Origin of the sequence: Candidatus Methanoperedens nitratireducens (assembly GCF_000685155.1) — an archaeon.
GTDB lineage: Archaea > Halobacteriota > Methanosarcinia > Methanosarcinales > Methanoperedenaceae > Methanoperedens > Methanoperedens nitratireducens.
In genome coordinates this window covers 500,432-521,504 of record NZ_JMIY01000001.1, presented here as the reverse complement: position 1 = coordinate 521,504, position 21,073 = coordinate 500,432, and the positions used below count along the sequence as shown (strand labels likewise).

The 21,073-nt window shown below is 37.8% G+C and carries 18 protein-coding genes and 2 CRISPR repeat arrays; of the genes, 10 read left to right on the top strand and 8 right to left on the bottom strand.

Annotated elements, in window-relative coordinates:
• Position 1: 1 nt before the first annotated feature.
• The 4 genes from ANME2D_RS02745 to cas3 are packed head-to-tail and all read left to right on the top strand — an operon-like array spanning position 2 to position 6,294.
• The gene (locus ANME2D_RS02745; protein WP_048089008.1) at positions 2 to 2,773 is read left to right on the top strand and encodes a hypothetical protein; all 2,772 of its coding nucleotides are present in this window, start codon (positions 2 to 4) and stop codon (positions 2,771 to 2,773) included.
• Between the two features lie 11 nt (positions 2,774 to 2,784).
• Positions 2,785 to 3,774, top strand: a complete 990-nt coding sequence (gene cas7d, locus ANME2D_RS02740) for a type I-D CRISPR-associated protein Cas7/Csc2 (protein ID WP_052368525.1) — start codon at positions 2,785 to 2,787, stop codon at positions 3,772 to 3,774.
• A gap of 9 nt (positions 3,775 to 3,783) precedes the next feature.
• On the top strand, positions 3,784 to 4,422 hold the full coding sequence (gene cas5d / locus ANME2D_RS02735; protein ID WP_048089004.1) for a type I-D CRISPR-associated protein Cas5/Csc1: 639 nt from the start codon (positions 3,784 to 3,786) through the stop codon (positions 4,420 to 4,422).
• On the top strand, positions 4,423 to 6,294 hold the full coding sequence (gene cas3, locus ANME2D_RS02730) for a type I-D CRISPR-associated helicase Cas3' (RefSeq protein WP_048089002.1): 1,872 nt from the start codon (positions 4,423 to 4,425) through the stop codon (positions 6,292 to 6,294). It begins immediately after the preceding gene.
• Positions 6,295 to 6,680: 386 nt separating this feature from the next.
• Positions 6,681 to 8,925: direct repeats of the CRISPR family, unit length 30 nt; unit sequence GTTAAAATCAGACCTTAGAGGGATTGAAAC.
• A gap of 205 nt (positions 8,926 to 9,130) precedes the next feature.
• Here cas3 and ANME2D_RS16675 read toward each other — a convergent pair.
• On the bottom strand, positions 9,131 to 9,619 hold the full coding sequence (locus ANME2D_RS16675) for a type II toxin-antitoxin system VapC family toxin (protein ID WP_052368524.1): 489 nt from the start codon (positions 9,617 to 9,619) through the stop codon (positions 9,131 to 9,133).
• On the bottom strand, positions 9,616 to 9,798 hold the full coding sequence (locus ANME2D_RS02720) for a hypothetical protein (RefSeq protein WP_048089000.1): 183 nt from the start codon (positions 9,796 to 9,798) through the stop codon (positions 9,616 to 9,618). Before ANME2D_RS02720 ends, ANME2D_RS16675 begins: the two co-directional genes overlap by 4 nt.
• A 192-nt stretch (positions 9,799 to 9,990) precedes the next feature.
• On the opposite strand from ANME2D_RS02720, the gene ANME2D_RS02715 reads away from it, so the two are divergent.
• Both ANME2D_RS02715 and ANME2D_RS17245 read left to right on the top strand, forming a co-directional pair.
• A complete protein-coding gene (locus ANME2D_RS02715; RefSeq protein ID WP_048088998.1) occupies positions 9,991 to 10,236 on the top strand; it encodes an antitoxin AF2212-like protein in 246 nt (81 codons plus the stop codon).
• A 54-nt stretch (positions 10,237 to 10,290) separates the two neighbouring features.
• Entirely contained in the window at positions 10,291 to 10,647 is a 357-nt protein-coding gene (locus ANME2D_RS17245; RefSeq protein WP_206741763.1) for a type II toxin-antitoxin system VapC family toxin, read from the top strand.
• A 186-nt stretch (positions 10,648 to 10,833) separates the two neighbouring features.
• On the opposite strand, the gene ANME2D_RS02705 is transcribed toward ANME2D_RS17245, so the two are convergent.
• Positions 10,834 to 11,298, bottom strand: a complete 465-nt coding sequence (locus ANME2D_RS02705) for a DUF3368 domain-containing protein (protein ID WP_048088994.1) — start codon at positions 11,296 to 11,298, stop codon at positions 10,834 to 10,836.
• Positions 11,282 to 11,587, bottom strand: a complete 306-nt coding sequence (locus ANME2D_RS02700) for a UPF0175 family protein (protein WP_081810094.1) — start codon at positions 11,585 to 11,587, stop codon at positions 11,282 to 11,284. Before ANME2D_RS02700 ends, ANME2D_RS02705 begins: the two co-directional genes overlap by 17 nt.
• 612 nt (positions 11,588 to 12,199) lie before the next feature.
• Here ANME2D_RS02700 and cas4 point away from each other — a divergent pair.
• Genes cas4 through cas2 form a run of 3 tightly spaced genes read left to right on the top strand, consistent with a single transcriptional unit; the run spans position 12,200 to position 14,018 of the window.
• The gene (cas4, locus tag ANME2D_RS02695; protein WP_081810093.1) at positions 12,200 to 12,766 is read left to right on the top strand and encodes a CRISPR-associated protein Cas4; all 567 of its coding nucleotides are present in this window, start codon (positions 12,200 to 12,202) and stop codon (positions 12,764 to 12,766) included.
• Positions 12,763 to 13,752, top strand: coding sequence for a type I-B CRISPR-associated endonuclease Cas1b (gene cas1b, locus ANME2D_RS02690; RefSeq protein WP_048088990.1), 990 nt, complete (start codon positions 12,763 to 12,765; stop codon positions 13,750 to 13,752). The genes cas4 and cas1b overlap by 4 nt, the downstream gene beginning before the upstream one ends.
• Positions 13,753 to 13,754: 2 nt before the next feature.
• Positions 13,755 to 14,018, top strand: a complete 264-nt coding sequence (cas2, locus tag ANME2D_RS02685) for a CRISPR-associated endonuclease Cas2 (protein ID WP_048089256.1) — start codon at positions 13,755 to 13,757, stop codon at positions 14,016 to 14,018.
• A gap of 195 nt (positions 14,019 to 14,213) precedes the next feature.
• Positions 14,214 to 17,000: direct repeats of the CRISPR family, unit length 30 nt; unit sequence GTTAAAATCAGACCTTAGAGGGATTGAAAT.
• Positions 17,001 to 17,502: 502 nt separating this feature from the next.
• Here the strand turns inward: cas2 and ANME2D_RS02680 are convergent.
• Genes ANME2D_RS02680 through ANME2D_RS02665 form a run of 4 tightly spaced genes read right to left on the bottom strand, consistent with a single transcriptional unit; the run spans position 17,503 to position 20,611 of the window.
• Positions 17,503 to 18,369, bottom strand: coding sequence for an ATP-grasp domain-containing protein (locus tag ANME2D_RS02680; protein ID WP_048088988.1), 867 nt, complete (start codon positions 18,367 to 18,369; stop codon positions 17,503 to 17,505).
• Positions 18,366 to 19,043, bottom strand: coding sequence for a DUF434 domain-containing protein (locus ANME2D_RS02675; RefSeq protein WP_048088986.1), 678 nt, complete (start codon positions 19,041 to 19,043; stop codon positions 18,366 to 18,368). The genes ANME2D_RS02680 and ANME2D_RS02675 overlap by 4 nt, the downstream gene beginning before the upstream one ends.
• Positions 19,040 to 20,086, bottom strand: a complete 1,047-nt coding sequence (locus tag ANME2D_RS02670; RefSeq protein ID WP_048088984.1) for an mRNA surveillance protein pelota — start codon at positions 20,084 to 20,086, stop codon at positions 19,040 to 19,042. Before ANME2D_RS02670 ends, ANME2D_RS02675 begins: the two co-directional genes overlap by 4 nt.
• A 3-nt stretch (positions 20,087 to 20,089) precedes the next feature.
• Positions 20,090 to 20,611: an S-layer protein domain-containing protein gene (locus ANME2D_RS02665; RefSeq protein ID WP_048088982.1), complete on the bottom strand. Its 522-nt coding sequence runs from the start codon at positions 20,609 to 20,611 to the stop codon at positions 20,090 to 20,092.
• Positions 20,612 to 20,671: 60 nt separating this feature from the next.
• Between ANME2D_RS02665 and ANME2D_RS02660 the strand changes: the two genes are divergently transcribed.
• On the top strand, positions 20,672 to 20,938 hold the full coding sequence (locus ANME2D_RS02660) for a hypothetical protein (RefSeq protein ID WP_157833918.1): 267 nt from the start codon (positions 20,672 to 20,674) through the stop codon (positions 20,936 to 20,938).
• Positions 20,939 to 21,073 lie beyond the last annotated feature (135 nt).

Below are 21,073 nucleotides of genomic sequence, written 5' to 3'. Positions count from 1 at the left end.
AATGGATGAGATAAAAGTAAGTATTGAGCAAATTGGGTATTTCAGGTCTAAAATATTTAATGAACTAATTAATGATTATAACGAGCTGGTACTCAGCGAATTAATGAAAAATTACATTCTTGTAAGTGCCAAAGGAACTTCCAGATTCAAAGATTTGCCCGATGTTCCATATTACATTCATATACTCAACGGCTTATACCCTGCAAGTTTGTTACTAGAAGAGTACCTTTTGAAAGAATATGGTAATTTAGAAGAAAATGAAGAACTAAAGAAATTTATTAAATCTTTTTTTATAGGTTATACATTGCATGATATTAACAAATTATGTGATGTTATCGATTTAAGAGATGCTGTTGATAACAATTTAAAGATTGTATGCAATAAACTTAATTTTAATAGGTTTTTTCCAGAATGGGAGAACTATATAGAAGAAATAAAATTTATTATTTTAAAAACAGAAGAGAGGACAAAAAATTATGCCATTACACTCAATGTCAAAAATAGAAATCTTTTAACTGAACTTGTTGAATATTCCCAGTTCGCTGATAAAATAGCCAGTCAAAAGGTTGATGATACCCATACCTTTTTTAATAAAATAAATAATATCCCATTTAAAATTGATAAAAAATTAAGTGATTTTTGGAAGATATCTTATGTATGTGTTGATAAAAACATTCACACAATTTTATCTCAAAAATTGATTACAGTTGTAAAACAATTTTTGAATGATGAAAAGAAATACAGGTTATTGTTTCATTTAAAAGATGGGGTGGTCTATTTTGGTGATCCTTTAGGGTCTCAAGATATCGATACCATTAATAAAAGATTTGGAAATCCTCTGGAATCTGAAATTGATTTTATAGCGACAACTAAAATTGACTCGCAAAAAGTAGATTTTGGGTTTTTGGACTTTTTACCATTGAATGAAAACATCATCAAAGAAATCGTAATAAAAAACATTTCTAAACTTATATATTTTAAGAGGGAATTAATTAAAGAAAAAAAAGGATTTTTTAATGCTATTATCGATTATTATGAGCTACCTTTAGAGATCGTTCAGCGAAAAGATGGAGTAAATTTTGTTACTTTTCATAAAGAATGGAACGATTTAAATAATGCTGATAAGAATATTATTCTCAATATCGGGTTATCTAAAATCATATTTTTGAAAGGAAAAGACGAATGGAAAAAAGAGATGGAGACTTTTCAAAAAAATGAATCCAATATTATTAAAAATTTTTCATCAAATAATATAAATACAATTTTTACAAATGATGATCGAACAAATAAAACACTCCTCTCAATCTTATATGTTTGCGAGAATGAAGATCCCGAAAAGTTGTATGCATTACTTGTTTCTAAAGTTTTGAGTAAATTCAATAATAACAAAAGTATATCGAGTTCTTCACAAGTAGATTATAGCGATTTTATAACCACATATTTAAATGGAAGTTTCATTAAGAAATTAGATAGTTTCGATCATATCTTAAACGAGCCTACAATTAAAAAAAATATGTGCACCGTCTGCGGTGATAAAGGTGAAGTTATAGTTAAAGAATCAAAAGTTTTTGGCTTCACTGCTAGAGGGTTTAGTAACAAATGTTTAAACAAATTGAACAACAATTTAAGTTACCTTTGCCCACTTTGCGCCACAGAATCGCTTTTGAGGATCGCAAAATTCCCTAAATTTACAAAAAGTAACTTATGTATTTACATTGATGTTGGGGACTATTTTATTAATATGGATAAAAAAGCGTTAGCTGAGACACTACAAAAGTTATTTGCAAAAAAAATTTCAATCAATCAACAATCAAAACAGTTAGAATTAACCATTCAAAAAATCTCATTTAATTTTGACTATAATACAATTATCTATTATAATATGGGTCGAGACGTTGAATCCAATTATTGGACACTAAATAACCTTTTGAATCTGATTAATTATACTGGATTTAAAATATATACTACTAATATAATCACCCCTCACACACATCACAATGAAATGTTCGTAATCGAAGAATGTATGCCCTTCATAAAACAATGTGGATGGGATAAAGTACGAATTGATAAGATTCCTGATATACTGAACGAACATTATTTATTGAGATCTTTAGCTGGTAATCAAATTGTTTCTTTACTTCTTGATTATGCATCTGATAAAAAATGCGTCTTTTCTTATTTTTATAGATTAGATGATTCAAATAAAAATAAAATAAAGGCTAGTATGTATGAATTCTTATTAAAACATAAGGAGGTTTTTGAAATGAACATAATGGAACAAATTGTTGATTTCGCTTTAAAAATTCAATGGGGCAAAATCGGTAGTACTTCACAGGAAACCTGGATGTTCCGGGATAGCATCGAGATATTAAAGAGCAATATCAAAGAGGGAACCGATAAGACTACAACAGTACAACAAATTGCAGGTATGTTATATAAAACATTGAAATCTGAACCATCTAATACTGAACAAGAAAAATTAACGGCTTTTGCTGAAAGCATTTGGAATTTATACGAGGTACAATGGAAAAAACAGATTCCACATCAAAATCGATTGAATAATTGGATCTATCAATTTGGATTTTTATATAGTCAAAAATCGCTTGAAGAAATGAGAAAAGCTACAGTATCCAGAATAATTAAAGATTTTAATCCCAATAGTGAAAAGGAATTTGTTGAAAAATTGAAAGAATATAAAAAAGCAAAGGAGAAAGATATTTCCAAGAGTGCTCTTGAAGCTCATATCAAGTTGTTCAATGAACTGAGAAGATAAAAGGTGGTTATATGCCAGAAATTAAATCAATTGAAGAATTTAGAAAAAAATTATATGAATTTATTCCAAAGAAATATTTTGTGGATAATTTGGATGAAAACAGAATTGGTGTTATCAAAATTGCATTGCTAAGAAAAACAATAAATCCCTTTATAGATAGGAGCACTGATTCAGAAGAGACAATAACATTCAAAATGGATGATAAAAGAGAAGTAATCGAAGTTCCTGCGAGAAAATTTAAAAGCAAAGAAAAATTATTAGGGTTAAAAATCAGCAGGGAGTTTGGAGTTGTTGATGTATCTGTAAGATATAATATGATAGATGATAAATCTCATTTGAGTAATCCCAATTCTATTGTCTTTGGAGATAGTGTGACAAAAGCCGGCGCTGCAGAATCTGTGGGATTACCAAGTAGGGCAATTTATGATTGGGGATATTCAATCCGTGATTTTGAAGAGATTACTCAAAAATTACAACACAATGCATTAAGCGAAGAAGGAACTATGTACGAAGGTAAAACAGGAGAATTAAGACAAAGTTTGTTTAGAACAAGGTACGTTTTACCAAATACTTTTATTCCCTTCTTTATTTCTGTAGATAATCTAACGCCAGAGTTGTTTGTCCATCTGCTGTTTACGATAATGTATGAGAAACGTTATGGTGCACAAACTACTACCGATGGAGCAAACTTCAACAATGATATCATCGCGATAGGTTTTGGAGACTTTGAGCAACCAATAAATAGTTTCATCATTTCTAAGGAATGGGATTTCGATATAGGCGTAACGGAACAAGCTGTCAAGAATGCCATTAGCCTTAAGATGAGCGCGTTATATCCAGAATCTCTCATTAATGATAGCGATGAAGATAAAAAGATTACAGGTTTGATAACCTTTATTAATCAGACTTGGACTAATAAAGAGCTACTTAAGGAATTATATAAAAAAGCATCAGAAGATATCAAAATTTATTTGCAGCAAATGAAAATTTTAAGTAAATAAGGTTGTCGTATGAAGCTGATACCACTAAAAATTACTTTTCTTTCACCTTTTTTCTATTTTTCTAAAATAACTAGTGGTGGTTCTATTACAGATGAATTCGTTGGTGACATAGCATTAAATTATGCTCTGAATTCTGTGCTTAAATTAAAGAATTTTAATACAGAGTATAAGGAAAAACCTCAATATAGCGAGTTAAGGAACTTACCTTTTTCTTTCACAATCGGTAAACCCATACAAGTCACAAGAACTCCAATTTATATAAGAAATACATTATTTATGGATGGTGGACCACATGCTGATACAATCGAACAATCTGGGCGAAATTTATTTAAGAACTATTTTCTTGTTCAAGGTTTAAAGCCGTGTAGTGAGTTTAAAACATATTTAATTTCTAAAGATGATTTTAATATCAAATTTCCTTTATGTATTCGAATCGGAACAGGAAAAGAATGTTTAGCTAAATTGGAAAAAATCAATTCTAAACCAAACGATGATATATGGTTAAATTATTACACTTTAAAGAAAATTTTTAACTTAGAAATTCCTCTCTATCCTGGATTCAATGTAGAATATAAGATGAATAATTATTTAATATTGAGGAATGTAAATGAAGGCATATTAAATAAAATTTTCAGTGGTGTTTTTTAAATGGATAGAGGTAAGATATTAACAATTTCACCTCAATTTATCGAATATTCCAATATAGAATTTAATGGTCTTTTTTTGCATAAGATTCAAAAGGAATTTTTGAATTATCCAAATTTTTCTAACATAAATATTGTTATTGCACCAACTGGAACTGGAAAAACTCATAGTTTTGCTCTTCCCATCATTAATAATCATAGAGAGAATAAATTATCGCCCATAAAAGAATCAAGGAGAGGAATTATAGTTTCTCCTACAAATGCACTGATCAATGACATGGTATACAACTTAAAGCAAAATTTCAAAGAAGTTTCTATTGACGTATTAAATAGCTCAAAATTGAAGGAAAAAGGACCCGAAAGATGGAAAGAAATATTATCAATACTTTATGAAAATGAATTAATTATCACCAATCCTGATTTATTAAATTTTATTATTACTGGAAAATATTTGTATAAAATAAAAGGGGAAAGACAATGGACCGAATTTTTTGAACATATTGATTATTTTATTTTTGATGAATATCATTTGTATGATGAGGAGCAAATAGCCAATATATTATCATTTATTTTATTGAAAGATGCTCTTTTCCCGTATAAAGAAATTAAATTTATTTTTACGTCAGCAACTCCTGAGAGGGGATTGGAAGAATTTTTTAGAGATGGTAATATTGATTATAAACTTTTCGAAGAAGTAATTTTTAATAGGGAAGAAAATAGTAGAGCAATTCATGGAAAAATAGAACTGAACTTCATTAAATCGGAAATTTCAAACTACATTTTATCCAATAAAAAAGCAATTTATGATTTTAAAGCTAAGAATAAAAAAATTCTAATAATTTTTGATAAATTGCGAGATGCACATCTTTTTTTAGAAAGAGCAAACAGCGAATTTGTTGGTTTAAGAATAGAAGAAGAAACTGGTTGGCTTACTAAATCTAATTTAAAATCCAATTTGGTGGAATGTGATATCATTGTTGGCACAAATAAAGTAGAGGTTGGTGTAAATTATGATGTTGATGTATGTTTCATGGATCAGGGTAAGTATTTTAGAAATTTTCTTCAAAGACTCGGTCGGGTAGCGAGAGGAAATCGCGAGGGTCATATATTTATATTTGTGGACAAAATACGAAAAATAGAGACAGTTTTTGATAAAACAGACTATACTTATTATGAGTTTATTGAAAAGTACAAGGAGATTCAAGTTGATAAAAAAATCTATGTAGAAAAAATTCCCAAATTCATAGGATGTTTTTTATTTGCTGTCAGGCAAGGTATTACCGATGCCACTCTTAGAAAAATGTTTTTTGAAAATGTTAAAATGAACGTTGAGACTAAGCAGTATTTTAATTTGATGTATAGAATCGACAAAAAAATAAATAATTTTTCAGATATCGATAAAAACAGAGGATTTTTTGTAATAATAAAAAAATGGCAAAATTGGTGGAATATCTTTTTAGATACTTTTTGCTACTTTAGAATGAAAGATTTGAAATGTAAAGTAATCGATAGAGACAGAAATGATTTAATAACTGAATATAATATTGAATGGGTATTACAAAATAAAAATATAATAGGAAAGAATGATGAATATTATGTCGTCAAAGGTATGGCTGAAGAATCTAAGGAATTTCTATATTTAGTTGATTCATTTCCGATAGGAGAGGATGCGTTTAGCAAAAATGAATGTTACTTCAATGTAAAAGAAACTTTTTTGAATAAACTAAAAAATTTAGACGAAAGTGTTCGATATTATGATGAAAATATACGAGAATATAGTATCGATTTAATTAAGACCGTAAGAGCTTTATGCCCAGTTATTACTGAAAAACGAGTAAATATAAAAGAAATTCAAGTGAACGAAAACATAATATAAGTTTTTCACCCCGGCAAAAACTTGTCCTCTTCTCACCATGTCCTTACTTCTGCTCCCTCAGAGGCACGCGCTCCCCTGCCCCGTCTCCACGCCTTCAATCCCCGCTCTGAACACCACAAGCGCAAAGCGCAACTGGATCTTTGCGTACTTTGCGCGCTTTGCGGTGGGGCTTTTGTATTCAAATTTTGACGGCAACGTGCAAAAAAGTCGTGGATCTTTATAAAGGCAATACCAAACCTGACATCCACGATAAAAAGTTTCTTTTTACCAAAGGTTTTTGTGGAATGAGTTCGATTAAGATTTGAGGAAAAAACGATAGTGATTCCTATAAAATTGCTTTGAGAAACACCAGTGAATTAAGTCAAAAATGGGCTCAAAAAAGCTTGGTTAAAATCAGACCTTAGAGGGATTGAAACGGTTAAAAAACATCATGGGCACCAGTACCAGCATGTTCGTTAAAATCAGACCTTAGAGGGATTGAAACTCTGCCGAGACCCTGGGGGCGGCTAAATTAGAGGGGTGTTAAAATCAGACCTTAGAGGGATTGAAACGCCTGTAATCGCGGTATGCCTGAACAGGTGAGGGTGTGTTAAAATCAGACCTTAGAGGGATTGAAACTTCTTTCACAGTAGGAGGTTCAAAACCCCATTTGCGTTAAAATCAGACCTTAGAGGGATTGAAACTGTGCAACACCACCAACAGCAGAAATTACGCCCTGAGGTTAAAATCAGACCTTAGAGGGATTGAAACACGGCTTTGACCTGCTCCTTGCGGAGTATGGGTTTTGTTAAAATCAGACCTTAGAGGGATTGAAACACGGGAATTGTGGCAGCAACGAGTTTCGCCGATGCAGGTTAAAATCAGACCTTAGAGGGATTGAAACAATCAATGTGGCTACACTTGAAAGGGATAGGTGTATAGTTAAAATCAGACCTTAGAGGGATTGAAACCCTAAATATAGAATGCCTGACCCACCACCTAAATATAGTTAAAATCAGACCTTAGAGGGATTGAAACATACCAGGATGTAACATATCTAAAAAAGTTATGGGGGTTAAAATCAGACCTTAGAGGGATTGAAACTAAGGCGTGCTAATACCGTAGTCATCAGCATATACCCGTTAAAATCAGACCTTAGAGGGATTGAAACTGCAAGTATAAATACAACCCATAGTTCAGCAGGGATAGTTAAAATCAGACCTTAGAGGGATTGAAACCTGCGATTAGTAAAACTTATGGTGCGCCTGGCTGCGTGTTAAAATCAGACCTTAGAGGGATTGAAACGTAGAGGATATAATACCCTACATTGATTATATTTGATGTGTTAAAATCAGACCTTAGAGGGATTGAAACCCAGAAGCGACACCACCGCCTTTAACTACACCTACGACTGTTAAAATCAGACCTTAGAGGGATTGAAACAGGACTTCCAGCATGTCGCAGGTACCGAAATGGTAGTTAAAATCAGACCTTAGAGGGATTGAAACTAAAGGGTGTTGGGCGGCATACATGAGGGCATACAGGGTTAAAATCAGACCTTAGAGGGATTGAAACATCTAAGAAGGCAGCAGCCACAATACCAACCAGGGCGGGTTAAAATCAGACCTTAGAGGGATTGAAACGGAGAAGGAACAACAACAATTAGTTCCATAATACTGTTAAAATCAGACCTTAGAGGGATTGAAACAGGAGAGGTCGAAGAGGTTACGTCCAAACTTGGCTACGTTAAAATCAGACCTTAGAGGGATTGAAACGCACCCTCACGCTAAATTGCAGCCTGGCTTAAATTTGTTAAAATCAGACCTTAGAGGGATTGAAACGTAGAATCTGGAGAGATTAAATACTGGCGGGCAGGAGGTTAAAATCAGACCTTAGAGGGATTGAAACCGAAACAATAGGGCGGATTACTTCGCCCCTATAAGCTATAGTTAAAATCAGACCTTAGAGGGATTGAAACGTCTCATCAATCAGACTAGGATCTACCATCTGAATTTGTTAAAATCAGACCTTAGAGGGATTGAAACGCGGATTCATCTTGGTTATCTCTATAACTTTATTCTGGTTAAAATCAGACCTTAGAGGGATTGAAACTAATCTATAGACTGACAGGGGATAAGGATGTACTGAGAGGTTAAAATCAGACCTTAGAGGGATTGAAACGATGCAAGGAGTCTGGTGCTGCGCGGCTTCAATCTTGTTAAAATCAGACCTTAGAGGGATTGAAACACGGTTGATGTGCCAGTTCGAGCCAACAATCGCATCAGCGTTAAAATCAGACCTTAGAGGGATTGAAACACTACACGCGCCAGGTAGCCGTCACAGTGTTTTCGCCGTTAAAATCAGACCTTAGAGGGATTGAAACAAGAACACCAAAAGAATATGTAAAAAGTAGACCTGTCTAGTTAAAATCAGACCTTAGAGGGATTGAAACACAAGAGGTTGGTAAAAAGGTAAAAAAAAAGAGGAAGTTAAAATCAGACCTTAGAGGGATTGAAACGGGATCCAGGATAGGGCTTTTTCTTGTGGTGCGGAAGGTTAAAATCAGACCTTAGAGGGATTGAAACTTTTTAGTGCTGTTGCTATCTTTTTCACACATTTTGAGTTAAAATCAGACCTTAGAGGGATTGAAATGAAGGCGGCAGCATCTTTTGTTTAACCTCCTTCTCTTACATTCTTAGTAATAACCGTCCTTTCCCCTGCATCACATTCCGCTGATCTATCCTCAATCCCCGCCATGAACACCAGAAGCGCAAACCGCAGCCGAATCTTTGCGGACTCTGCGCGCTTTATGGTGAATTCATACAAATTCTTGAAGTAGCAGGAAGCCCAGCTTCTATCAAGGCTTCCAGTTTTTCAAAAAATCAACCCGATCGAAATCTCTGTCGTTTGAAGCGATATGTTTTATTCCATAAATCTCACAGGACGCCGCATGAATAGCATCAGAAAATAAGAGGTTATACTTCTTCGATAGTGTTTTTGCATGTTGCAACACTTCTAAGGTGAGAGGCAAGATAACAATACTGGAATCAAATACATCATCAAGTGCGCCATAAGCAACATAGCACTCAGAGATCACATCCGGACGCTCTTTAATGAACCTGATGATATCGACATCTCCATATTTTAGCTTAACTTCCCAGATAAGTATCGTATGGAATAGCTCATTAACCACAGTTGAAGACGTAAAACCGATAATTTCGCCCTGATTGATTTTTGATAGAAGCGCCTCGCATGTACGTTTATGGCGATGCTTCTTTGCCAGTGCATAAACAAAAATATTGGTATCTACAAAAATCTCTGTATCAGTAAAATCCGCTATGCTCATTCTACCCAAGGGGAGATCTCATCACTAAGCAACTCATCAATTTCTTCTTCAGGAACATCCATTTCAACATGGAAGAAAACCTTCTCTTTTTTCCTCGGAACCGTTATCAGCCTATCACCAACAAGTTTTATATCCTTATGCTTGATGAGTGCCTCAATATCATGCTCGCTTATCGCCATTTTCTCACAAGTGGGTATTATCTATTGCATCGTATATATGCCTTTAGTTTTCAGTACTTAAATCCCTCTTATATGGCGCCGCCCGTGTAGCTGATATGCCTCCTTTTTTGTGAGACCATTGATTGTTCTTAATGCATGCGAGAGTAGTATCTAAATATGTGAAAAAACCATAAGAGACATTAGAGGTGCAAAATGCCCCGGACAAAGACACTGCATGCAATTTTTGACGGAAACGTGCTCAGACCTGAAGAGTCTGTGGACTTAGAGCCAAATGTTCGCTATCTTATAACCATCGAGCGTAAAGAAGAAACAGGTCAGAGCCTCTGGGATATACTCAGCAAGTTCTCAGGAAAAGTCGAGGGACCAGAGGACTGGTCAAAAGAGCATGACCATTACTTATACGGAATTCCCAAGCGAGAAAAAGGACGCACTGAATGAAAGCGAGCAGGTTTTTCCTCGATACAGCTTATGTGCTGGCATTGCTTAACCCAAATGATATATCTATCACAAAGAAGCCAAAAAACTGCTCACCTAATGCATTCCGCACGTGAAGTCTGGATAACAGAAGCAGTATTAATCGAAATAGGTAATGCATTATCACGTTCAAATCGTATTGCTGCTGCCGCCTTCATTAACAGTTGTTATATTACCCCAAATGTCAGAGTTGTTTCGGTAGATACATCATTGTTAAAACGTGCGTTAGACTTTTATACTAATCGTGGAGACAAGGAATGGGGATTAACAGATTGTATCTCTTTTCTTGTAATGACTGATCAGGGTTTGAAAGAGGCTTTAACAGCTGACGACCATTTTCAGCAGGCAGGCTTCCGGGCACTGTTACTGGATTGAACATAATCCCCTTGATATGGCGCTGTCCTGCTCCACCTGAGAGCATGCGCTCCCCCCCCGCCTCCACGCCCTTAACCCCAGCCATGAATACCGCGAGCGCAAAGCATAGCCGGATCTTTGCGTACTTTACGCGCTTTGAGGTGGGTATGCTTAGTACATATGCCGGGGGATACTCTTCACAGTCTCCTAATCTTCTAGCATTCTCCTGTACAGATCAACATTCATCCAGAATCCATTCTTTTGAAGACCATCCAGTACATCCCTTAAATTTTTTATCCTGCCTTTACGATCCATCACTTTCAAAAACCCCAGAGTTCCCATGACATTAAGCCCCTGCATCATGGCAGCCCTCCTTCCTGCAAGGTCATCCAGCAAAACCAGGTCGGCATTTTGTTCGATCGCAAGAACAATCGATTCCTCTTCGCCTCTGTCAAGAACTGGCAAAAAAGAGGGCGCTTTATTATTTTTAATCGACACAACCCTAATCCAATCAGCATGCTTTACTTCATTTGAGCCCTTAAGCTCTTTTGAAGTAACCTCATCATATACAGCTTCTGGTATCAATATTTCCCCAAACTCATTTCTCAATAAATCCAGCATGCCAATAGCAGATAAGAATATCAAAGGTGAAGAATTACTCACTACTTTCATTTAATATACCCAATCTTTTCGCTGTTTCAATATCCTCATTGAGTTCTGAAACGCCGTAGTTTAAAGGTATATTAGAGTCCTTCATAATCCCAAGCATCTCGGTTCGACTCATTCCAAGCAAAGCTGCCATCCTTCCAAGGGATATCCTGCCTTCTCTGTAAAGTTCAAGCAGGAAATTCTTCTTCACAAAATATTCCATACGAGCTTTATCAATACCAAGCGAATATAAGACATCAACGGGCAGTTGTATTTCGGTCTTGATCATTTTTGTGTGTTCTGCTACGGTCATAATAACTAATTTTAGTTCAGTTATTTATAAGCATTTGCATAATTAGACCAGCTTCACGTGCCGCCGTCCGCCGCCCCTGCTGCCCGCGCTCCCCCCGCCCCGCCTCCACGCCTCAATCCCCGCCCTGAACACCACAAGCGCAAAGCGCAACTGGATCTTTGCGTACTGTTATGAAAAACACCATGACATAGAACACGGATGCACACGGATCAGACGGATGTACACGGATAGTTTCAATCCGTGCCAGTCCGTGTTCCGCTCAACTGGTGTCTTTTTCATTGTTATCTATGAACCTGTTCATAGCCGACTTTGTGCACTTTGCGGTGGGTATGATTCGTACTTATTCATGTATGGCGCCGCCCCGGTAGCTGATGTGCCTCCTTTTTTGTGAAACCATTGATCGTTCTTAATGCATGCGAGAGTAGTATCTAAAAAGAAGCCAAAAAACTGCTCACCTCAATGCATTCCGCACATGAAGTCTGAATAACAGAGGCCGTATTAATCGAAATGAGAAAATAGAATCCAGGCTTAAGTGATTTAGCTGTTCCTTTTTTCTCATGCTGTGCAACATTATTAATATATGCGTTGATAATATGAATTTGTCGGGATAGAATGATCCAACCTAACATAACACTGGAAGAGGCAGAAAAAGCTCCATCTGAGGAAATCATCACCGGCAGCATGCGCATTACCGGAGTTAAGGTAGCATATTACTTCATCTGCCACACAAAACTCTGGCTCTTCTCGCACAACATAACCCTTGAAAGCGAGAACGAGAACGTGAACATAGGCAGGCTCCTGCACGAGGACCGCTACAGGCGCGACAAGAAGGAAATGACCATAGACCAGACAATAAGTATCGATTTCATCAGGAAAGGAGATTCTATAGTCCTCCATGAGATAAAAAAGACAAAGAAGATGAAAGAAGCTCATCGATGGCAGATGCTATACTATATTTTTTACCTGAAATCAAAAGGCATAACGGCAGCAGGTGAGATCAATTACCCGCTTATCAGTAAAAAAGACCAGGTCATACTTTCAGAAAAAGATGAATCAGATATGAATAATATCATACAGGAGATCAAGAGGATCATAAGTGGCAGGATGCCATCTCCTAAAAAAGCCAGGATCTGCCCTAAATGCGCCTACTTTGAGTTCTGCTTTGGAGATGAAATATGAAGGATAATTTTTATATCGCACAGGACGGCAGCCTGACAAGACATGAAAACACTGTCTACTTCGAGAACGAGAGCACAAAACGCGCACTGCCGATAAACAAGATATATTCGATCTATGCCTACGGGCGGCTGAGTTTTTCATCAGGCGTGGTGGATTATCTTGCTAAGAACGGGATACCAATACATTTCTTCAATTACTACGGCTTTTATGAGGGCACTTTCTACCCGCGAGAAACACTGATAAGCGGTGACCTGATCGTAAAACAGGCTGCAAATTATCTTGATAGTAAAAAGAGGCTCTGTCTTGCAAAATCCTTTGTGGAAGGAGCATGCGGCAATATCCTGAGAAATCTGAGGTACTACGCCAGGGAGAAATCCGAACTTGAGGCGCACATCACGAACATTGAATCTGAATTCTCAAGGCTACCTGCAGCAGCGACAATTCCTGAAGTCATGAACGTGGAGGGCAGGATAAGAGATCTCTATTATAATGCCCTGGATGAGATATTCCCGGAAGATTACAGGATAATCAAGAGGTCAAGGATGCCGCCGGCAAACAGGATGAACACGCTCATCAGTTTTGGCAACTCGTTAATGTACACCACAGTACTCTCAGAAATCTATAATACCCAGCTCAATCCCACGATATCCTTTCTCCACGAACCTTTTGAGAGGCGGTTCTCTCTGGCTCTTGATGCAAGTGAGATATTCAAGCCCATAATAATAGACAGGATAATCCTGAAGCTTGTGAATAAAAACATGCTCAGTGATGACTGCTTCAGGGGCGAAATAGGGGATATGCTGCTGAGTGAAAAAGGGAAAAAGATATTTTTAAAGGAATATGATGAGAAGCTGTCAACTACGATAATGCACAGGGGATTGGATCGGAAAGTATCCTTCAAGAGACTCATAAGGCTTGAACTATATAAGCTGGTAAAACATTGTCTTGGTGAAAAGGAATACAAACCCCTGATAATGTGGTGGTAATTCTGTACGTGGTAATTGTCTATGACGTAGGGGTAGAAAGAGTTAATAAAGTAAGAATTTACCTGAAGCAATACCTTAACTGGGTACAGAACAGTGTTTTTGAAGGTGAACTTACAGAATCCGAATATATGAGAATAATGAATCGTCTCAAAGAGATAATTGATGAATCACTGGACCATGTAATATGCTACAAGAGCAGGGATAAGAGATATCTTGATATTGATGAGGCTGGCACAAGGAAAGCTGAGATCTCAACTATAATCTGATTTCGGTTCTGAAAAGTCGTGGATCTTTATAAAGGCAATACCAAACCTGACATCCACGATAAAATATTTTATTTTACCAAAGGTTTTTGTTAGATGAGTTCAATTGAGATTTGAGGAAAAAACGATAGTAATTCCCACAAAATTACCTTGAAAAATACCAATATATCAAGTCAAATATGGGACTTAAAAAGCTTGGTTAAAATCAGACCTTAGAGGGATTGAAATACGGAAGCAGGCGCAGTTACTGCATGGGAGGGTGTAGTTAAAATCAGACCTTAGAGGGATTGAAATAAGATCCGGAGCTCGTTGATCAACTCGGGTATATCAGTTAAAATCAGACCTTAGAGGGATTGAAATTTAGAGGCACCAGCCGAGCCTGTATTTCTATTGAGAGTTAAAATCAGACCTTAGAGGGATTGAAATGAGGATTGGAAAGCTTTTAACAGAGTAGCTGCTAAAGTTAAAATCAGACCTTAGAGGGATTGAAATCCTTCTCAAGCTGTGCTTTTTCTCTGTCGAGCATGCTGTTAAAATCAGACCTTAGAGGGATTGAAATATTTGCATGTTCAAACCTCGATTTTCGTAATGCGAACAGGTTAAAATCAGACCTTAGAGGGATTGAAATACATGAGAAACGGAACCGCCATTATATTTGAAATTGCCTGTTAAAATCAGACCTTAGAGGGATTGAAATCAAGCTTAGCCGATGCAGGTATTTTGTCATCGAGGGTTAAAATCAGACCTTAGAGGGATTGAAATTTCAGATATATACGCCCCTCTACCCAACTGCCCAAAGTTAAAATCAGACCTTAGAGGGATTGAAATTAGTATCTTACGAAAGATATGAAGGATGAACGCTTTGGCGTTAAAATCAGACCTTAGAGGGATTGAAATTCTCTTTCGCCCTCTGCTCCTTCTGTAGTCGCTTCTGCGTTAAAATCAGACCTTAGAGGGATTGAAATAGACATAAGAAAAAAGTTTTGGGTTTTCTGGTCAAATGTTAAAATCAGACCTTAGAGGGATTGAAATCTGAATACCCGCATACCTGGAGCGAAGGGCATAAAACCGTTAAAATCAGACCTTAGAGGGATTGAAATAAAACAACTTAAGCGGCACATCGTGGGAATATGAAACATCGTTAAAATCAGACCTTAGAGGGATTGAAATGCAGAAATATCTTTTGCTGTCTGCTGTGTACTAGGGTTAAAATCAGACCTTAGAGGGATTGAAATATCGCAAAAGCCAGGATAGGGATTACATGTACCATTGTTAAAATCAGACCTTAGAGGGATTGAAATCAACAACGGATGCAATTAAGAAAGGGTTGTCTCGGTGTTAAAATCAGACCTTAGAGGGATTGAAATGTTGCCCATAAGCGACGTATGTCTACCCTGGTTACTGGAGGTTAAAATCAGACCTTAGAGGGATTGAAATCCGTTAACTCACCAAATTGAATTTGATATATAGTTTGTTAAAATCAGACCTTAGAGGGATTGAAATCCGTCGCCCCGTCGTCGCAGCGCACCATGCAGACGGCTGTTAAAATCAGACCTTAGAGGGATTGAAATGCCACATCAGCGACAATGCCACAAACAACCTCTTTTATCGTTAAAATCAGACCTTAGAGGGATTGAAATGTAGTTGGAAATATTACCGCAGACGGTTTACCGCCAAAGTTAAAATCAGACCTTAGAGGGATTGAAATGGGTGTATGCCCTGATGCGCCGCATCTTATCGAGATGTTAAAATCAGACCTTAGAGGGATTGAAATCTCGTACGACTTGTAATAGGAGACAGGCTTGGCGGCGAGTTAAAATCAGACCTTAGAGGGATTGAAATTCGTGGGGGTGTATCGCGGCAGTTCGTACACTCTCGCGTTAAAATCAGACCTTAGAGGGATTGAAATGCACGATTGATTACTCATTAGGTTTCTTCCCCACAAAGTTAAAATCAGACCTTAGAGGGATTGAAATTGAAAAACCCACTCATAAAACGAGGGAATGATGTCCGTTAAAATCAGACCTTAGAGGGATTGAAATCTGCTCCGGGTTGTACAGGGCATTGCTCCTGATCTCGTTAAAATCAGACCTTAGAGGGATTGAAATGCAGGAACTCAAACGCTTTTGCCTCTAGCTGATATCCGTTAAAATCAGACCTTAGAGGGATTGAAATATAAACCAGAGCAGAACTGCAAACACAAAAAATATAGTTAAAATCAGACCTTAGAGGGATTGAAATACAGCAGCGACACCGAGAGTCGCTATGAGGATTACCGTTAAAATCAGACCTTAGAGGGATTGAAATGTCGATACCATGAGCCGTGTGATATACGGAAAAAGCGTTAAAATCAGACCTTAGAGGGATTGAAATCTCAGTTGCTATGTCACGGATCTCAGGCGGTATCATCTTCTCGTTAAAATCAGACCTTAGAGGGATTGAAATTTGAGCAATGAGGACAAGACCAACTTTTACAAGCTGCGTTAAAATCAGACCTTAGAGGGATTGAAATTGGACTGGGATATTTCAGACAGTTCCCACCCATGTTTTACACTGGTTAAAATCAGACCTTAGAGGGATTGAAATTTAGCTATCATAGCAGGGGCGGTATATCTCATAGCCGTTAAAATCAGACCTTAGAGGGATTGAAATAATGAAGGGGGCAAGTGGTTTGTCTGGAAAAAGCTCGTTAAAATCAGACCTTAGAGGGATTGAAATTTTTCTGCTCTGCATCTGCTCAAATAACAGCTTAAAAGTTAAAATCAGACCTTAGAGGGATTGAAATCCCCTGAAATTCTCGATTCTGACGTACAGGAGCTAGTTAAAATCAGACCTTAGAGGGATTGAAATTACGGAAAAGCCACAGTCCCACACTTGCGACAATCGCCGTTAAAATCAGACCTTAGAGGGATTGAAATTCCAAACTGATATACCAGATGGTCTTAAAGAAGGTGAGTTAAAATCAGACCTTAGAGGGATTGAAAGTTCATCACCGGGATTTGATAATGAGCTAGTCTCGTTCGTGCAGCAGCATAACAGGAATATGCATAACTGGGACACATAAAAAGAAGAAAATGTCCTGCATACTACTCAGAGCTGCAAAAGAGGTGTAGGCAATCCCGGTTCATAATTTCCATGTTACATTTCTTGAATGGTATGGGTGATGAGATAGGAATTGTACTACAATAGCCAATCCGTAACGGTAATTGGAGGTAGAATCATACCAACTAGCTTGAGATAATGGCCTATATCGCATATGTAGTGTCGCTTTAGTGCAATAGTTCTCAAATGCTCAGCTGTATGGCATTTTGTATTAAACGGCTCTATTTCTACCTGTGACCTGCTTTGGGATTGAGCCGCAAGGACTGAAAAAATAGATATTTTTGTGGTGTATTAGGTCTATCAGTCCTTATATCACCATAGGTAAAAAGAGCATGTAAATGTAATGGTACTAACCTAATAGGATAATTTAAAACTGTTGTAACTCTTAACATTTATATACGAATTCTGCAATACTCTCTGTCACGTCCACCCCGCAAGCCTCGAAAATTCCTCTACCTGATGGCGTTCCATTGATTTCAAGAATATAATCTCTATCTCCCTCGATAATATCCACCCCTGCAAAAACCGTCCCAATAACATTAGCAGCTTTCAAACTCAACCTCTCCTGTTCATGAGTTAATACGCAGGGTCCTGCGCTCCCGCCCTGACTCAGGTTATTTATCCATCCTCCTGCAGATGCAGTTCTGTATATTGAGCCCACCACCCTTTTATCCACAACAAATACCCTGATATCCCGGCCGGGATTGGGTATGAATTCCTGCATATACACAGAACCGTTTTTTTCCAATAGCTCTTTGAGCCTGCGGGTTCCGGTATCCCCGTCCTTTACGCACTCCACACCCATCCCTTTATACCCAAAGACCGGCTTCACCACAGCGCGCCCGAAAGAGGATAGCGCACCGAGTGCATCATCCAGGTCGCTGGTAACTACAGTTTCAGGCGCTGGAATCCCGTGCTTTTGAAATAAATAACTTGAAACATGCTTGTTCGCAGCCCGCGCTATGGACTCAGGTGAGTTAATAACGTTGATTCCAAGCTCTTTGAGCTGGCAGAGAATATCAAATCTAAATGCGGCATCATTCCGGGTCGCAGGTCCCATATCACGGATAATAACAGCATCCAGTGATGTCAGATTAATTTTATCGGAATATATTTTATCTGATGAGATGTTCGAAGTCGAATTATTGAGACTGAATACAACAGGATGCATGCCGTAATTCCTCACAGAATTACACAGGGCAGCGCCTGTCCAGTCCTCAGGGTCTGTTACTGCTATGCCTATTTTTTTCATGATCCTGAATTGGGATCGTTAATATAAGATAACTTCCGAACAACTCCTGATTCAAGATACTTAGATCTTGATACTATACAGTACAAAAAATTCACCACCTTCTCTGCAGCATCGATTATCACGCCGTCACTTGATGCAACGATATATCTAGAATTTTTTAGATCATAATCTACATTATCTGAGGTCCTGGCATCTCCTCTCAGGCCTGCGTATCTTATCTTTTCCCTCAAAGTCCTTGCCAGCAAACCGCTTTTGCTTATTTTCGAGTCTAAAAGAATACAGACATAATCGGGACTACTTTCTTTTAAGAAATGTAATATTTGTTCAATTGCTGCCTCAGTACTTTCAGAGACCTTATAATTGCTGAAAACACCTTTAATGTCCCTTATCACCCCATCATCACACAGATACGCTTTTTTCTCAATGATGCTTTCCATCCCGATAAGGATATTATAGCCATCTATTATTATACTGTTCCCTTTTATTTTATCACATGGTAAAAATTTCGCTTTTCGTTTTTCAGAAACCTCATACGAGAGAACAGCCCTTGATAGAAGATACCTTGATTCCTCATTTAGCCTGTAATGGTTACAGACAAACTCTACCGCTCCTTTTTGCGGATACCCCCTATCAAGGAGATATCTGATATCCAGAGCCGCATCCCTCAGGTTCACACGTTCACCCGGAACCTCAAAAGCGCCGCAATCCCGCCCAGGGATTCAAGTTTCTTTCCTGGCTCAAATTCTGTACTGAATACCACGATCCTTCCCTGGGAGCGTTCAACATCCCTTAAGAAATCATCAATTGAGTTGCTCTCACGCTCTGTGCGCAGAAGCTCATCCGTGATCAGCAATGTCTCAATCGCACCAAAGCCCTGCGCATTCCTGACATCAGCCATACCATAGGCAGCTTTTCCATCTATTGAGATCTCCTTCATTAATTCCTCTATAAGTTTTGCCTCCCTGCCGATCCTCGATTCCTGCATTATCCTGTCAACAGCCCCGCGGCGCAGGACCTCCTGAAAACCTGAGACCCCGATGGATGAAGTATCCTCAATCACTATCTTTTTTGTAAGTTCAGGTTCCCTGACCCTGAGGAACTCAAGGAAATCCTCTTTCGTGAACCCGGGACCTGCCAGTATTACAGCCTCGACTTTTTCAGCCGCCCATTTCAACTGGGATGCAAGCTCGCCGAAGAACTCATTTCGCTTACTGCCCTCGCCTTTTCCAAGTGATCGTTCAAGATGCGAAGATTCCTCTACTCCGAACTGCCTTACCACCCCTATGTATGCCTCTCCCTCCTCCACTGTAGCGATTATTACCCTGGGGCGTCTGGAGGCGATCTCTGCTTCTTTTATCCTCTCTAACTGATCGTTTTTCCACTTCTTAACGATTGAAATACTCGTTCCCTCTTCGATGTTGAGCGTATGATACGCCCCTATATCCATCCCATCGATAATAACCCCGTGTACGCGCAGGCGGTTTGAGAACCTGTGGAACTCAACCTTCTCAACACCTATTCCAAGACGGACGGTTTTTTTCTCAGCTTTTTCAGGTCTTAATTTATCAGTAGCACCTTCCACCCTCCTTCTGGTATAAGCATACACCAGGTCTCCAGGCTCAAGTATATATTTTAAATGCCAGAGGTCGTCTAAAGATTCAGCAACAAGTGATATCTCACCCTCATTGAGCCTGAGTTCCTTTTTCAATATCTTCATGATTCACCATAATTTATACATTATATAAAAAATAATTACACTCAAAACAATGCCAATTATCAATATACCAGGCTCCAGAGCAGGGCGTATTCCTGGAAATGAACTGTTATTAATTATATTTATAGTATCTCTAGCTATTATAGTTTTACCAGGCGCAGGCATATCAGGATCAATGAACTGATAGAGATAAAGTGATACAAGGTTTTGTTCGGATGAACCTGAATATACCTTATCCAGCACAACAGAGAGTATTGTCCTGTTAGTCTTGTTATATACAAAAGACCCGTAATTGTGTACGATTTCACTTTTTACGATAGTATTATTTTCTATTAACTGAAGCCAGATCGAGCCGTCGTTGCTTACACCTTTCAAACTCAGCACATACCCCTGCTCCAGATTATAGGATTGTCCTGTAGTCAGATAAATATTCGTTCCATTCAATAAGGTATCACTGGCTGCAGCGCCGGCTGGTATTAAAAATAATAAAAGTAAAGATGAACGTGAAACATCTCGCCTCAGGAACATATTAATTGTATTGAGAGTTTGTACTCAAGCTTATATATTTCCTTTGCATTTAAAAAGCCTATGGTGATCTCAGTCCGGTTATGCTCGGGCAGAACTGCATTTGAAGTTAGTACCAATACCAGAATAGACCTGATTGAAGCTAGCAGGATAATCCAGACAAGGGTAGCAACAAAGTATCTGCTGTTGCTAAATTACAATGGTGTTGAGGTCTCAATGTACCCGAGCGGCAGGATGATCATCAAAGCTGGAAGTAAGGAAGAATCACTTGATATAGCCCGGGATCTATTAGCCCAACTTGGATTACTGGTTCACCACCGTGATGCATAAAGCTGCTTGAATTTGACCAGGAGAACTGATATTGAGGCTCTATTTTTTATTCTCTTCCCTGGGAATAATTACTTTTTTGGTATCTACTCAGGTTTTTTTAGAGCTGTTTAGCTCCTAATATTTTGCCTCATTACT

Coding starts and splice junctions, on each gene's coding strand:
- cas7d (WP_052368525.1), top strand. CDS start 2,785: ATGCCAGAAATTAAATCAATTGAAGAATTTAGAAAAAAATTATATGAA.
- ANME2D_RS02705 (WP_048088994.1), bottom strand. CDS start 11,298: ATGAAAGTAGTGAGTAATTCTTCACCTTTGATATTCTTATCTGCTATT.
- ANME2D_RS02665 (WP_048088982.1), bottom strand. CDS start 20,611: ATGTTCCTGAGGCGAGATGTTTCACGTTCATCTTTACTTTTATTATTT.
- ANME2D_RS02670 (WP_048088984.1), bottom strand. CDS start 20,086: ATGAAGATATTGAAAAAGGAACTCAGGCTCAATGAGGGTGAGATATCA.
- cas1b (WP_048088990.1), top strand. CDS start 12,763: ATGAAGGATAATTTTTATATCGCACAGGACGGCAGCCTGACAAGACAT.
- cas3 (WP_048089002.1), top strand. CDS start 4,423: ATGGATAGAGGTAAGATATTAACAATTTCACCTCAATTTATCGAATAT.
- ANME2D_RS02715 (WP_048088998.1), top strand. CDS start 9,991: ATGCCCCGGACAAAGACACTGCATGCAATTTTTGACGGAAACGTGCTC.
- ANME2D_RS17245 (WP_206741763.1), top strand. CDS start 10,291: ATGATATATCTATCACAAAGAAGCCAAAAAACTGCTCACCTAATGCAT.
- ANME2D_RS02745 (WP_048089008.1), top strand. CDS start 2: ATGGATGAGATAAAAGTAAGTATTGAGCAAATTGGGTATTTCAGGTCT.
- ANME2D_RS02700 (WP_081810094.1), bottom strand. CDS start 11,587: ATGACCGTAGCAGAACACACAAAAATGATCAAGACCGAAATACAACTG.
- cas5d (WP_048089004.1), top strand. CDS start 3,784: ATGAAGCTGATACCACTAAAAATTACTTTTCTTTCACCTTTTTTCTAT.
- ANME2D_RS02660 (WP_157833918.1), top strand. CDS start 20,672: ATGGTGATCTCAGTCCGGTTATGCTCGGGCAGAACTGCATTTGAAGTT.
- ANME2D_RS02680 (WP_048088988.1), bottom strand. CDS start 18,369: ATGAAAAAAATAGGCATAGCAGTAACAGACCCTGAGGACTGGACAGGC.
- cas4 (WP_081810093.1), top strand. CDS start 12,200: ATGATCCAACCTAACATAACACTGGAAGAGGCAGAAAAAGCTCCATCT.
- ANME2D_RS16675 (WP_052368524.1), bottom strand. CDS start 9,619: ATGAGCATAGCGGATTTTACTGATACAGAGATTTTTGTAGATACCAAT.
- ANME2D_RS02720 (WP_048089000.1), bottom strand. CDS start 9,798: ATGGCGATAAGCGAGCATGATATTGAGGCACTCATCAAGCATAAGGAT.